The sequence below is a fragment of the Azonexus sp. GW821-FHT04F04 genome (assembly GCF_059420025.1).
On sequence record NZ_JBWKSX010000001.1, the window covers coordinates 226,592 to 238,652 of the forward strand.

Sequence of the window (12,061 nt, forward strand, 5' to 3'; positions counted from 1 at the left end):
ATGCGAGCTGACATGAAAACATTTGCTGGTCACGCGCTGGCCCGCTCCTTGATCCTCGGTCTTGGCCTGTTCGCCACGCTCGGCTTTGCCGCCGATGGCATGCCCGGCATGGCCAAGGGCGCCCGGCCGGAACTCGGCTCATCGGCCATCTTCGCCCCGGATGGCAGCCTGCTCGTGGCGGCCAAGCAAGGCGAGCACGTGATGATTTACCGCAGTGCCGACGAGGGCCATACGTGGTCGGCGCCGGTTGCGGTCAACGCCCAGCCGGAGGCGATTTCGGCCGATGGCGAGAACCGCCCGAAAATCGCCTTCGCGGCCGATGGCGGGTTGCTCGTGTCATGGACGCATCCCTTTCCCAAAGCGAATACCGGATCGGTCCGCCTGGCGCGTTCGGATGATGGTCAACGTTTTGCGCCGCCACTGACCGTGCATCAGGACACGGCGATCATCACGCATCGCTTCGAGTCGATGCTCGCCTTGCCTGACAACCGGGTCATCCTGGCCTGGATCGACAAGCGCGATCTCGAATCGGCCAAGGCCGACAAGACGCCTTACCGCGGGGCGGCTCTTTACGCCGCGCTATCGACCGATGGCGGGCGCAGTTTCCAGCCCGAATACAAGCTGGCCGACCACTCCTGCGAATGCTGCCGGGTGACCAGCGCCATCGACCGCGACGGTGCGCCGCTTTTCATGTGGCGCCACGTTTATGCGCCGAACGAGCGCGACCACGCGATTACCCGCCTGAAGCCGGACGGCACGGCGGAGAGCGTTCAGCGCGCCACTTTCGATCGCTGGAAGGTCGATGGCTGCCCGCACCACGGCCCGTCGCTGGTCGTCGATGAGAAGGGAATTCTCCACGCCGTGTGGTTCAACCAGAAGGACGGCGAAGGACGCGTCTTCTACGGTCGACCGGAAATTTCGGGCAAAAATGAAGTCGACGGCCAGCGTACGGTTGGCGGCCCGCGGGCGGCGCATGCCGATATGGCTGCGGCCGGCGGCAAGCTGGCGATTGCCTGGAAGGAATTCGACGGCGAGCGGACGCAGTTGCGCGCCATGATTTCCAGCGACGGCGGCCACAGCTTCACCGATATCGCCCTCGCCAGCACCGACGGCGCCTCCGATCAGGCGCGGGTCATTCGGCGCAAAGACAAACTCTTTACCTTCTGGCGCACCGAAAAAGAAGGCTTCCGTTTATTTCCATTGCCATGATTCGTCGACTATCCGCCCTGATTTTCCTGCTCGCCGCCGGGCCCCTGGCCGCTGCCGAATTCACGCCGCTTGATCGTCTGGCGGCCAGGAAATTGCTCAACCCTGAAAGCCATCAGCAAGCGACCATCGTCGCCCTGTGGTCGTCCGACTGCAATTACTGCAAACAGAACCTGAAATTGTTGTCCAGCCTGGCCAAAAGCAACAAGAAGCTGCGCCTCATCACGGTCGCCGCCGAGCCCGAAAGCGCCGAGCTCGGGTTGATGCTCAAGCCATACGCGCTGAGCGGGCCAAGCTATGCCTACGGCTCCGACAACCCGGAAGCCATTGCCTATGCCATCGACCCGAAATGGGGCGGCGAATTGCCGCGGACTTTCCTGTTCGACGGGCGCGGCGGCAAGGCAGTTATCGCCGGAGTCGTCTCGACAGCCGCCGTTGAAAAGGCGACCGGCCTGCGCTTCTGAACTTAGGCCACCACCGCCAGATCAACCCGGAAACTGCGTGTGGCGTGTACGCCTTCGACCTTGATCGGCAGCAGGACTTTGGTCCGTTCCAGCGTCTTGATGATGCGCGAGATGGTTTCGAAGCGCAGGTCGGTGATGTCGGCAATATCCTGCCGCGTCGGCAGCACGACCTGACCGGCGCTGTCGGTGAATAGCCGGATCAGGCCAAGGACCCGATCCGCCGCCTGGCCGCCGCGTAGCGCGACGACTTCGGCCGCCCGTTGCTGGGCCTGGGCGAGCGAGGCGAGCAGCGATTCGCCGGCCAGTGCGCCGGCGCCCTCTGGCCACGGCGATAGCTGGCACTGGGTCAGCGCCGTCGCCGAGAAGGTGTAGCAGCCAAAGAGCAGCGTTTCGCAGCCGAGGATGTCGCCGGGGACGGCGAGGCTGGCAAACGAGGCGTCGCTGGCTGACCTGACGTTGTCGAGCCGGACGACGCCGCTGTTGAGCCGCCAGGCCAGGCCATCGGCGCCGGCGTGATAGATGCCTTCGCCGGCCGCCAGTTGGCGCCCGGCGCGCTGGGCGCCGGGGGGATTGCTACGGTCGACCGGAAAAAACAGGCTAATTTGAAAACTCCTCGCTCAGTCGAAACTGACCTGGGCCTTGAGCCATAGCGTGCGGCCCGGCTCGTTGATGCGGAATGTCTGGTCGTAGCCGGTGACGGCGGCGCCGCCGCGGCTGATGTGTTCGGCGTAGGTCTTGTCGAACAGGTTGTCGACCCCGGCCGAGACGAGCACGGCGCGGCTCGGCTTGTAGCTGGCGTTCAGCGAGAAGACGCCGAAACCGCCGGTGGCGCCGATGTCCTGGCCAACGATGTTGCCCTTGTTGAGGTCGTAGCGTTTTTGCCCGGCGACCAGGCGGAGCAGCGAGCCGACCGACCAGGTGCCATTGTTCCACGCCAGGCCGAGGCGGCCTTCGAGCGGCGGGATCTGGGCAAGCGGGGTGCCGTCGGTCTCGTTTTCACCGCGGACATAGGCCAGCGAGCTGTCGATTTTCCAGTTGCTGTCGATCTGGTAGGCGGCGCCGATTTCGCCGCCCCAGGTATGGGCGTCGATGTTGCGGACGATCGATACGGTGCGGGCCGGCGTCGCCTTGACGACGCCCGACTGGACCAGAATGTAGTCGTCGATCTCGTTGTAGAAACCGGAGGCCGAGAAGGACAGCGCGCCGAGGTTGCGGATCCAGCCGATGTCGAGCTGGTTGGTCTTCTCGGGCTTGGTGTTGAAGGCGCTGGTCGAGTCGGCGCTTTCCTTGCTCGCCGACACCGTTTCCCAGTAATCCGGGAAACGCTCGCTGTGGCCAAGGCCGGCGTAAAGCGTCGAGCCGGCCTGCAGGTCGTGCTCATAACGGGCGAAACCGCTGGTCAGCGTGCTGTCGCGGCTCTGGCCGGCGGTCGGGTTGGCGACGGTAGTGGCGCCCATGCCGGTGCCGAGGCGCAGCGTGGTGCGCTGGTCCCGGGCTTCCCAGCTGTCGCTGCGCAGGCCGCCGATGATGCGCCGGGCGTCGGACAGATGCCAGGTCGCTTCGCCAAACAGGCCGAAGTTGGTGAAATTGGCATCTTCGGCGCGGCTCAGTTGCTCAAAAGCCGGCACCGCGGTCATCGAGGAGGCGCTGCGCAGGGTGTGGATGTTGCGCTGGTAATCGGCGCCCAGCGTCAGTTGCAGCATGTCGGTCGGGCGCAGGGCGACGGCGAGGCGCCCGCCGGTCGTTTCGCGGTCCGGGTTGCTGACCATGTACATGCTGCCGGCCGGCTTGGTGCGCAGCGTGTAGTTGTCCATGACGTGATCGACATAGTTGTAATAGACCTGTGCTTCGATTTTCTCGATCAGGCTCGATACCTGGCGCGTTTCGAACTTGAGGCCGACGTTCTGGCGGTCGAACTTGACGCCATCCATGGTCCGGTCGCCGTAGGCCGCTTCGCCGTCGCTCTTGAGCACGGAGAGTTCGAGGCGGGTGTTGTCGTTCGGCGTCCAGCCCAGCGTCGCGCCGGTGCTCCAGCGCGTGTAGGCGGAATTGACCTTGTTGCCGTCGCCGTCTTCGTAGTCGTCGCTGCTCGACCGCGTGCCGTTGATCTGGGCGTAGAACTCGGGCGTCCCGGCGCGGGCGTCGATGACCTGGTCGTTGCGGCCGAAGCTGCCGGCGGTCAGGCTGCCGTTGAAGCGGTAGCCGGTTTGCGCGAAGCGCCGGATGTCGCGCTCGAAGAGCACGGTGCCGGCCGAATTGCCCGGGCCGTGGCTGACCGTTTGCGGGCCCTTGAGAATGGTCACGCGATCGTAGGATTCGGGGAAAACGTAGGCGGTGGGCGGGTCCATGCGGTTGCCGCAGCCGCCGAGAATGTGTTCGCCATCAAGCAGGATGTTGAGGCGTGAGCCGGCCATGCCGCGCAGCACCGGGTCGCCGTCGGTGCCGCCTTTGCGGATGACGCTGAAGCCGGGCACGGTTTTCAGGTAATCGGCGCCGTCATGGGCCGGGATCGGTTGCTTCGGGGCCTTGGGGTCGGTGACCACCTTGAGCGGTTCGTCCATTTGCGCGGCCGTGACGACGACGGTGTCGAGTACGGTGGTTTGCGCCATGACCGGCAAGCTGCCGGAAAATGCGACAGCCATTGCGGCGGCCAGCGGACGAAGGTGGTACCCCATGAAACTCTCCCTGAATTATTGGTATTGGTGTTTAAACGCGCGCTGATTGTCCGGGAGTTGGCGGGCGGCGGGAATGCGACAAATTGTCGCGCGGCAATTTGTCTAATTCCAATGGAGGCAGTGGCGCCGTAGGATTCGACGCTTCTTTTGCCGCGCCGGAGTCAGTCCATGTCAGGAATGCCGATCCGTTTTCTTGTCGCCCTTTGGCTCTCGGTGACCAGCCTTTCCGTCATGGCCGGCACGGCCGATGACGACTTGCGGACGGCCGCAAAGTTGCACAAGGCCGGCGATACCGGACGGGCGGTGGCGATCTGGACCGACTTGGCCGCCAAGGGAAATGTCGATGCCGCCTACAACCTGGCGGTGATTCACCAGTACGCTGACGGCGTGCCGCTCGACTATGCGGCGGCGCTGCGCTGGTACCGGCAGGCAGCCGAGCTGGGTGACAAGGTGGCGCAGATGCAGATCGGCCTGATGTACCAGATCGGTCAGGGCGTGGCGGCAGACGAAGCCGAGGCGCACCGCTGGTTTACGATGAATCGCAAACACCATCTGCATCACGAACATGAGCCGCAAATGGTCGCCTGGCGAGAGCAGGCGCTGGCCTTGATCGAGGAGCGCGACCGCCGCGAACAGGTGGCGGCTTCGCGGGCAAGCTCAGCCCTGGTTGTCGCCGAACTCAGGCACAGGGCCGGGATGGATGCCGGGCGTCCGACCGAAACGGCGGCGCTGGACGCAGCGACGACGATACGCTGAGCGCGGCCGGCATTTCAATTTTGGGCGTTTTTTCCGGTTGACCGTGGCATCCGCATCGGCCGGCTGTTTGGTGCGCCAGCCGCCCGGAAACCGCCTTAGCTGGCGGTAACGCCGTTCAGCTTGTCGAGCGCTTCACGCAGTTTTCCCGGTTCGTCGAGGCGCAGCATCTTGCGGACGTTGGGGGCGATTTCGTTCACGTCGGATTTGAGCACGCGGTTTTTGACCTTGAGAATCTGCGACGGGTGCATCGAGAAAATGCGCAGGCCCATGCCGAGCAGCAAACGGGTCAGGTCAGGGTCGCCGGCCATTTCGCCGCACACCGAAACCGGGATGTTGGCTTTTTCCGCCATCGACAGCGTGTGGGCGAGCAGCATCAGCACGGCCGGGTGCAGCGGGTCGTAGAGGGCGGCGACCTGCTCGTCGGAGCGGTCGATGGCCAGCGTGTATTGGATCAGGTCGTTGGTGCCGATCGACAGGAAGTCGAGGCGGCGCAGGAAGATGCCGATGGCCAGCGCGGCGGCGGGGATTTCGATCATGCCGCCGACCTGGATGTTTTCGTCGAAAGTCACCTTCTCGCCACGCAGGCTCGATTTCGCCTGCTCGAGTGCGGCCAGCGTCTGGTCGATCTCGTGGGCGTGGGCCAGCATCGGGATGAGCAGCTTGATCGGGCCGTGTTTCGAGGCACGCAGGATGGCCCGCAGTTGCGTCTGGAACATCCGCGGCTCGGCCAGCGACAGCCGGATGGCGCGGCGGCCGAGCGCCGGGTTGGTCTGCACGCGGTCGCCGGCGCTGCTGTTCGGGCGCAAGTCCTTGTCGTTGCCGAGGTCGAAGGTGCGAATGGTGACCGGCCGGCCGCCCATGCCCTTGACCACCTTCTTGTAGGCCTCGTACTGCTCGCGCTCGTCGGGCATGTCGCCGCGGTCGAGAAACAGGAATTCGGTGCGGAACAGGCCGATGCCTTCGGCGCCGCAATCGAGCGCCATCGGTACGTCGCCGGGCAGTTCGATATTGGCGAACAGCTGCACCGGGATGCCGTCGATGGTTTCCGACTTGGCTGTCTTGAGGCGCTTGAGCTTGTTCCTTTCGAGTTCGATCTGTTCCTTGCGCAGCTGGTATTCGTCCAGCACGCGTTGGTCCGGATTGACGATGACGACGCCGCGCATGCCGTCGACGATCAGCAACTCATCGTCGCGGATCAGGCCGCGGGCGTTCTCCAGGCCGAGCACGGCGGGGATCGCCATGCTGCGGGCGAGAATCGAGGTATGCGAGGTGGCGCCACCGACATCGGTGATGAAGGCGGCGAAACGGTGGTCCTTGAAGGCAATGGTGTCGGCCGGCGAAAGGTCGTGGGCGACGATGATCAGCGCCTCTTCCTTCGAACTCTTGGCCGCCTTCAGCGTGGCGCGGCGGGGGTGGCCAAGCAGTTCCTTGACGACGCGCTCGACCACCTGCACGACATCGAACTTGCGTTCGCGCAGGTAGAGATCGTCAAACTGCTCGAACTGGTCGACCAGGTGCTCCATCTGCTGGACCAGCGCCCATTCGGCGTTGCACCGGCGCTCACGGATGATGTCGCGCGGCTTGACCGCCAGTTCCGGGTCTTCGAGGAACATGGTGTGGATGTCAATAAAGGCGTTGAGCTCGGCCGGGGCGTGCTCGGTGTTCTCCTTCATCTGGATGAGCTCTTCCTTGACCGCCTTGATGGCGTCGTCGAAGCGCTCTATTTCCTTGTCTATCATGCGCGGCGTCAGCGTCAGGTGAGCCACCTCGAGCGTCGCATGCGACATGAGCATGGCCCGCCCGATGGCGATGCCGCCGGAAACCCCGAGACCGTGCAGGATGAAGCTCATGGCGGCTTATTCTCCCTCGCCGAAATAGTCGGCGATCAGGGCGAGCAGGGCTTCCATGGCTTCGGCTTCATCGGGGCCGCTGGTTTCCAGCGTTACCTTCGAACCCTTGCCGGCGGCCAGCATCATGACGCCCATGATGCTCTTGGCGTTGATGCGGCGGGTGCCCTTGCTCATCCACACCTCGCACTTGTACTTGCCGGCCATCTGGGTCAGCTTGGCGGAGGCGCGGGCATGGAGGCCGAGCTTGTTGATGATTTCGGTTTCGGTCGTGATCATGGTTTTCAGTGGTCCAGCATGTTGATGATGCCGTCGCGGCCGCCATCGCGGGCACGGACAAGCAGGGTTTCCATGCCCTTGTCGCGGTAAGTCAGGGCGCGCAACAGCATGGGCATATTGACGCCGGTCAGACCTTCGATCCGGCCACGTTCAAGCAACTTTAGCGCAAGGTTGGCCGGAGAGGCGCCGAAAATATCGGTCAGGATCAGCACCCCGTCCCCCTTGTCGACCAGGGCGAGCATGTCGCGCGCCATCGGCAGCATGTCGAGCGGATCATCCTGCGATGTGAGACCGAGCTGCATCACCTGCGGCGGGCGCTTGTTCAGCACATGGCTGACGTTCTGGACGAGCGCCTCGCCATAGCTGCCGTGGGTGATGAGAAAGATGCCGATCATGCCCGGGATTCTAACCCGAAGCGCATTTACCGGCGGCTGACGATCAGTATGCCGATGACGACCAGCGCGGCGCCGGCCAGCTGGGCCAGCGAAATCGATTCGCCAAGCAGCCACCAGCCGAAACCGATGGTCAGGATCGGTCCGACCATGCCGAACAGCGAAGCCCGGCCGGCGCCGATCCGGCGTATCGCCGCCGACTGGGCAAAGACCGGGACGATGGTGGCGAACACGGCCATCGCCAGCCCCCAGCCATAAACCGGAAGCGGCTGGATGAAGGCGGTGAGCGGGTGCGAGGCTGAGAAGTGCGCCAGCGTCACGGCCGACGAAACGAGCATGGCCAGCGCCGAAAAACGCATGGCGCCAAGGCGGGCGATCATCGTCCCGCTGCCCGACAGATAGAGCGCATACGACACGCTGGAACCGAAGACCAGCGCGCCGCCGATCCACACATCGCGCGCATCGCCGAGGCCAAGGTCGTGCACGAAGGCGAAGCCGATGCCGAGATAGCACAGCGCCACGGCGATCACTTCGCGGCGGGTGAAGGGCTTGCCCTGAAAGAGCACGCCGATCAGGATGGTCAGCGTCGGGTAGGTAAAAAGAATGAGCCGTTCGAGGCCGGCCGAAATGTATTCCAGCCCCCAGAAGTCGAGAATGCTCGCCCCGTAATAGCCGAGGCAGCCGAGGGCGAACAGCTTGAGCCAGTCGTCGCGCGTCAGGCTGGCGCCGGCCCGCTGCCCGGCCAGCCCGACCCACAGGAAAACCGGCAGCGCAAAACCCATGCGCAAGGCGAGCAGCGTGATGGCATCGACGCCGTAGGGATAGGCCAGCTTGACGAAAATTGCTTTGAGCGAAAAGCCGAGCGCCGCGATGAGCGCCAGACCTGCACCATAAGCATTCGATTTTTCCAAAACCATTCCCGGGTTGATGTTGGCCAGATGCCATTAAAAGCGCCATTGGCTGGCTGGGCAATTGGTATTATTCAAAGCAAGCATTCGTTATGGACGAAACCGTGCGCTACGACCTCCCTGACCTGCGGCTTGTCGCCGCCATCGCCGATTCCGGCAGCCTGACCCGTGCCGCCGAACAGGTGCATCTGGCGCCGTCCTCGGCCAGCCACCGGCTGACGCAACTTGAAGCTGCCCTCGGCGTGCCGCTCTTCGCCCGCCATGCCCGTGGCCTGACGCCGACGGCGGCCGGCGAATCGCTGCTCCGCCACGCCCGGCAAGTCTTCGCCCAGCTCGAACAGATGCATGCCGATCTGGCGCCCTACGCCAGCGGCCTGAACAGCCAGGTCACCGTGTTTGCCAACACCAACGCCATCAACTGCTTCCTGCCGGAAGACCTCGGTGATTTCCTGCGCGAACATCCGCGCGTCCGCGTCAGCCTCGAAGAGCAGCCGAGTCCGGCAATCATTCAGGCCGTGGTGGCCGGGCAGGTCGATATTGGCGTGGTGGCGTCGGAAGTCGGCCTGACCGGCGTCGAAACGCGCCCGTACCGGCAGGACCGTCTGGTCCTCATCGTCGCCCCCGGCCACCCACTGGCCGACAAAAACGAACTGGCTTTCGCCGATGTGCTCGGTGAGCCCTTCGTCTGCCTGCACGCCGGCAGCGCCATCCATACCTTCATGATGAACCACGCTGCCCGCCTCGGCAGCCGGCTCGACGTGCGCATTCAGGTGCGCAGTTTCAGCGCCGTCTGCCGCATGGTGGCGGCCGGCGTCGGTATCGGCATGGTGCCGCGCTCGGCCACGGTCGACGGCATAAAAACGATAGAAATCACCGACCCGTGGGCGCCGCGCGATTTGCAACTGTGCGTTCGTTCGCGGGCCGTACTGAGCCCGGCGGCGGCCGCCCTCTTCGACCATCTGGCCGGCAAGGGCGGCGCTGAAATTACAGCGGGCGCTTGACGGTCAGCGCACCACGAATCTGGCCCTTGCTGTAGCCGGTGGCCTGATCATGCGGGTAGCTCTCGGCCAGCTTGGCCTTGAGGCCGGCTTCCATGCCATCGACCGCGCCGTGGCACTTGAGGCAAACGTCGCCGACCGGCAGCGCCTTCATGTAGCGGAAGACCTGTTTGCCGTCGATGCTGACGATCTCGCTCTTTTCCATCGTGTCGATCTTCTCGCCATTGGCAGCGCGAATGTTGAAGTCGGCGAGCTGGCGAACTTCCCACAAATCCGGCGTGCCGCGCTCGGCATTGCGTGTCTTGAGGCTGACGCGACGGATGTCCCAGCCGGTTTCCTGGCGCTTGGCCTTGATCAGTTCCGGCGCCTGTTCCTTGCATACGGGAATCGCCCCGGCGACGCCCTTTTCGGCGACAGCTTCCTGCATGGCATTGACGACTTTGGGGACGACTGGCAGTACGGCTTTTTTCGTTTCGGCGGTCAGCGCACCGATGTCCTGAGCCAGGGCAGGTAGCGCGGCAAGCAACAGGGCGATGGGGAGAAGTGCTTTCATGGCGGACTCCAATCTAAATTAGGAAACGCTTATTTTACGCCCGCTTGATGACAGTTCGGCGTTTTCCCGGTTGGCTAAGTCCCGACACCATTCATGCCTCCGGCGGCGCCTGGGCGGCCATGATCTGCGGCAGGTTCCCTTCGATCCAGTCGGCCAGGGCTTCGACCTTGAGGGCGACTTGGTGGCCGAGCGGGGTCAGGCTGTATTCGACGTGGGGTGGGACGACCGGGTAGGCCTTGCGGGCGACGAAGCCGTCGCTTTCGAGCCATTTCAGGGTCTGGGCGAGCATGCGTTCGCTGACGCCGGCCGTCTTGCGGCGCAGGTCGCTGAAGCGGTGGGTGCCGCCGAGCAAGGCGACGAGGATCAGCACGCCCCAGCGACTGGTGACGTGTTTGAGGACGTCTCGCGACGGGCATTTTTCGGCGAACAGGTCGCCGCGCCGCATCTGCGCCGACAGTGTGGAAGATGCCTCGGCGACTTGGGTGTTGTCGTTGTGCATTGGTACTTACCTTTATGTGCGTACTTACTAAAAATTAGCATGGTTGGTATTCTGCCATTTCTCCTCAACCAACCCAAGGAATTTCAACCATGATCGCCATCACCGGAGCCTCCGGCCAACTCGGCCGTCTTGTCATCGAAGCGTTATTGAAAGAATTGCCGGCCACTGAAATCGTTGCCGCCGTGCGCAATCCGGATCGGGTCGCCGACCTGGCCGCGCGCGGCGTACATGTCAGGCACGCCGACTACAACCAGCCGGCTATGCTGGAAGCCGCCTTTCGCGGGGTGGACAAGCTGCTGCTCATTTCTTCGAGCGAAGTCGGCAGCCGCGTCCCGCAGCACCGCGCCGTCATCGAAGCGGCCAGCCGCGCCGGGGTCAAGCTGATCGCTTACACCAGCCTGCTCCATGCCGATACCTCGCCGCTCGGGCTGGCCACCGAACACAAGGCGACCGAGGCGTTGCTCAAGGATTCCGGCCTGCCGTTCGTGCTGCTGCGCAATGGCTGGTATTCGGAAAACTATCTGGCCAGCGTGCCGACGGCATTGCAGTTCGGGGCGCTGATCGGCAGTGCCGGCGATGGCCGGATCGCCTCGGCTGCCCGGGCCGACTATGCTGCCGCTGCGGCCACGGTGCTGACCGCCGACAACCAGGCCGGACGGATATACGAACTGGCCGGCGATGCAAGCTATTCACTGGCCGAGCTGGCCGCCGAGGTGGCGCGCCAGTCCGGACAGCCCGTCGTCTACCAGAATCTGCCCGAGGCTGAATTCAAGGCGGCGCTGGTTGGTGCCGGATTGCCGGAGGGCTTTGCCGGCTTGCTCGCCGACTCCGACGCGGGCGCCGCTCAGGGCGCGCTTTTCGATGACAGTCATCAGTTGAGCCGGCTGATCGGACGCCCGACGACGCCGATTGCCGCGCAGATCAAGCCGGTGCTTGACGCACTGCACAATATGCCGGCAAAATGAATCCATGATTTCTGCTATTTCCCTGTTCGTCCTGAACGCCCCGTGCCGCCGCATTCTGCGTGCGTGGCGCGTTGCTGTTTGTCCGGGGCCCGGGGTGAGATAGTCGAAGTTTTCTGACCTGATTCAAGCAAAGGCCGCGGATTTAAACCCGCGGCCTTTTTGTTTTCTCTTTGTATTTTCCGTCACCGAAAGGAAGTGCCATGACCCGTATCGCCCAATCTGCCTCGTTGGCTGAAGTGCGCGACAACATCGATCGCCTGGATCGCCAACTGGTGGCGTTGATTGCCGAGCGTGGCGCTTATGTCCGGCAGGCGGCTGGCTTCAAGAAGACCGCCGAGGAGGTGCCAGCGCCGCAACGCGTCGCCCAGGTAATGGCGAAAGTAGATGCGCTGGCCGTTGAGCTGGGCGCCGATCCGGCCGTGGTCGATGCGACCTGGCGCGCCATGATCGCCGCCTTCATCGACGCCGAGCGCCTTGCCCAGGCCGCGTTACATCCGCCCTCGCCGCAACCGCACTGAA

The 12,061-nt window shown here is 64.0% G+C and carries 15 protein-coding genes; 7 read left to right on the forward strand and 8 right to left on the reverse strand.

The window, feature by feature from the left end; translation table 11 throughout:
* The first annotated feature begins 12 nt into the window (after nucleotides 1-12).
* Both AC07TV_RS01080 and AC07TV_RS01085 read left to right on the forward strand, forming a co-directional pair.
* A complete protein-coding gene (locus AC07TV_RS01080; RefSeq protein ID WP_494646543.1) occupies nucleotides 13-1,209 on the forward strand; it encodes an exo-alpha-sialidase in 1,197 nt (398 codons plus the stop codon).
* Nucleotides 1,206-1,670 carry a TlpA family protein disulfide reductase gene (locus AC07TV_RS01085; protein ID WP_494646544.1) on the forward strand — a complete coding sequence of 155 codons (465 nt, stop codon included), beginning with the start codon at nucleotides 1,206-1,208 and terminating at the stop codon, nucleotides 1,668-1,670. Before AC07TV_RS01080 ends, AC07TV_RS01085 begins: the two co-directional genes overlap by 4 nt.
* 2 nt (nucleotides 1,671-1,672) lie before the next feature.
* On the opposite strand, the gene AC07TV_RS01090 is transcribed toward AC07TV_RS01085, so the two are convergent.
* Nucleotides 1,673-1,837 carry a hypothetical protein gene (locus AC07TV_RS01090; protein ID WP_494646545.1) on the reverse strand — a complete coding sequence of 55 codons (165 nt, stop codon included), beginning with the start codon at nucleotides 1,835-1,837 and terminating at the stop codon, nucleotides 1,673-1,675.
* Between the two features lie 19 nt (nucleotides 1,838-1,856).
* Between AC07TV_RS01090 and AC07TV_RS01095 the strand changes: the two genes are divergently transcribed.
* Nucleotides 1,857-2,042, forward strand: a complete 186-nt coding sequence (locus AC07TV_RS01095; RefSeq protein WP_494646546.1) for a hypothetical protein — start codon at nucleotides 1,857-1,859, stop codon at nucleotides 2,040-2,042.
* 245 nt (nucleotides 2,043-2,287) lie between these two features.
* On the opposite strand, the gene AC07TV_RS01100 is transcribed toward AC07TV_RS01095, so the two are convergent.
* Nucleotides 2,288-4,345, reverse strand: a complete 2,058-nt coding sequence (locus AC07TV_RS01100; protein WP_494646547.1) for a TonB-dependent copper receptor — start codon at nucleotides 4,343-4,345, stop codon at nucleotides 2,288-2,290.
* Between the two features lie 168 nt (nucleotides 4,346-4,513).
* Between AC07TV_RS01100 and AC07TV_RS01105 the strand changes: the two genes are divergently transcribed.
* Nucleotides 4,514-5,101 (forward strand): tetratricopeptide repeat protein, encoded by a 588-nt coding sequence (locus tag AC07TV_RS01105; protein WP_494646548.1) that lies wholly within the window; start codon nucleotides 4,514-4,516, stop codon nucleotides 5,099-5,101.
* A 95-nt stretch (nucleotides 5,102-5,196) separates the two neighbouring features.
* Here AC07TV_RS01105 and ptsP read toward each other — a convergent pair whose 3' ends face one another.
* From ptsP to AC07TV_RS01125, 4 genes are read right to left on the reverse strand one after another with little or no spacing between them, the layout of a single operon-like run.
* On the reverse strand, nucleotides 5,197-6,951 hold the full coding sequence (ptsP, locus tag AC07TV_RS01110) for a phosphoenolpyruvate--protein phosphotransferase (protein ID WP_494646549.1): 1,755 nt from the start codon (nucleotides 6,949-6,951) through the stop codon (nucleotides 5,197-5,199).
* A 6-nt stretch (nucleotides 6,952-6,957) separates the two neighbouring features.
* On the reverse strand, nucleotides 6,958-7,227 hold the full coding sequence (locus AC07TV_RS01115; protein WP_494646550.1) for an HPr family phosphocarrier protein: 270 nt from the start codon (nucleotides 7,225-7,227) through the stop codon (nucleotides 6,958-6,960).
* Nucleotides 7,228-7,232: 5 nt separating this feature from the next.
* The gene (locus AC07TV_RS01120) at nucleotides 7,233-7,622 is read right to left on the reverse strand and encodes a PTS sugar transporter subunit IIA (RefSeq protein WP_494646551.1); all 390 of its coding nucleotides are present in this window, start codon (nucleotides 7,620-7,622) and stop codon (nucleotides 7,233-7,235) included.
* A 26-nt stretch (nucleotides 7,623-7,648) separates the two neighbouring features.
* Nucleotides 7,649-8,536: a DMT family transporter gene (locus AC07TV_RS01125; RefSeq protein ID WP_494646552.1), complete on the reverse strand. Its 888-nt coding sequence runs from the start codon at nucleotides 8,534-8,536 to the stop codon at nucleotides 7,649-7,651.
* Between the two features lie 83 nt (nucleotides 8,537-8,619).
* Between AC07TV_RS01125 and AC07TV_RS01130 the strand changes: the two genes are divergently transcribed.
* Nucleotides 8,620-9,528 carry a LysR family transcriptional regulator gene (locus AC07TV_RS01130; protein WP_494646553.1) on the forward strand — a complete coding sequence of 303 codons (909 nt, stop codon included), beginning with the start codon at nucleotides 8,620-8,622 and terminating at the stop codon, nucleotides 9,526-9,528.
* Here the strand turns inward: AC07TV_RS01130 and AC07TV_RS01135 are convergent.
* Complete coding sequence (locus tag AC07TV_RS01135) at nucleotides 9,512-10,078, reverse strand: Tll0287-like domain-containing protein (protein ID WP_494646554.1); 567 nt, start codon at nucleotides 10,076-10,078, stop codon at nucleotides 9,512-9,514. The genes AC07TV_RS01130 and AC07TV_RS01135 overlap by 17 nt on opposite strands.
* Nucleotides 10,079-10,169: 91 nt before the next feature.
* Nucleotides 10,170-10,577: a winged helix-turn-helix transcriptional regulator gene (locus tag AC07TV_RS01140; protein ID WP_494646555.1), complete on the reverse strand. Its 408-nt coding sequence runs from the start codon at nucleotides 10,575-10,577 to the stop codon at nucleotides 10,170-10,172.
* Nucleotides 10,578-10,666: 89 nt separating this feature from the next.
* On the opposite strand from AC07TV_RS01140, the gene AC07TV_RS01145 reads away from it, so the two are divergent.
* Nucleotides 10,667-11,542 (forward strand): SDR family oxidoreductase, encoded by an 876-nt coding sequence (locus tag AC07TV_RS01145; RefSeq protein WP_494646556.1) that lies wholly within the window; start codon nucleotides 10,667-10,669, stop codon nucleotides 11,540-11,542.
* A gap of 200 nt (nucleotides 11,543-11,742) precedes the next feature.
* The gene (locus AC07TV_RS01150) at nucleotides 11,743-12,060 is read left to right on the forward strand and encodes a chorismate mutase (protein WP_494646557.1); all 318 of its coding nucleotides are present in this window, start codon (nucleotides 11,743-11,745) and stop codon (nucleotides 12,058-12,060) included.
* Nucleotide 12,061 lies beyond the last annotated feature (1 nt).

Bases quoted from the DNA above. Each gene is read 5' to 3' on its own strand.
- AC07TV_RS01150 (WP_494646557.1), top strand. From the start codon at position 11,743: ATGACCCGTATCGCCCAATCTGCCTCGTTGGCTGAAGTGCGCGACAAC.
- AC07TV_RS01120 (WP_494646551.1), bottom strand. From the start codon at position 7,622: ATGATCGGCATCTTTCTCATCACCCACGGCAGCTATGGCGAGGCGCTC.
- AC07TV_RS01115 (WP_494646550.1), bottom strand. From the start codon at position 7,227: ATGATCACGACCGAAACCGAAATCATCAACAAGCTCGGCCTCCATGCC.
- AC07TV_RS01140 (WP_494646555.1), bottom strand. From the start codon at position 10,577: ATGCACAACGACAACACCCAAGTCGCCGAGGCATCTTCCACACTGTCG.
- ptsP (WP_494646549.1), bottom strand. From the start codon at position 6,951: ATGAGCTTCATCCTGCACGGTCTCGGGGTTTCCGGCGGCATCGCCATC.
- AC07TV_RS01080 (WP_494646543.1), top strand. From the start codon at position 13: ATGAAAACATTTGCTGGTCACGCGCTGGCCCGCTCCTTGATCCTCGGT.
- AC07TV_RS01105 (WP_494646548.1), top strand. From the start codon at position 4,514: ATGTCAGGAATGCCGATCCGTTTTCTTGTCGCCCTTTGGCTCTCGGTG.
- AC07TV_RS01085 (WP_494646544.1), top strand. From the start codon at position 1,206: ATGATTCGTCGACTATCCGCCCTGATTTTCCTGCTCGCCGCCGGGCCC.
- AC07TV_RS01135 (WP_494646554.1), bottom strand. From the start codon at position 10,078: ATGAAAGCACTTCTCCCCATCGCCCTGTTGCTTGCCGCGCTACCTGCC.
- AC07TV_RS01100 (WP_494646547.1), bottom strand. From the start codon at position 4,345: ATGGGGTACCACCTTCGTCCGCTGGCCGCCGCAATGGCTGTCGCATTT.
- AC07TV_RS01125 (WP_494646552.1), bottom strand. From the start codon at position 8,536: ATGGTTTTGGAAAAATCGAATGCTTATGGTGCAGGTCTGGCGCTCATC.
- AC07TV_RS01145 (WP_494646556.1), top strand. From the start codon at position 10,667: ATGATCGCCATCACCGGAGCCTCCGGCCAACTCGGCCGTCTTGTCATC.
- AC07TV_RS01130 (WP_494646553.1), top strand. From the start codon at position 8,620: ATGGACGAAACCGTGCGCTACGACCTCCCTGACCTGCGGCTTGTCGCC.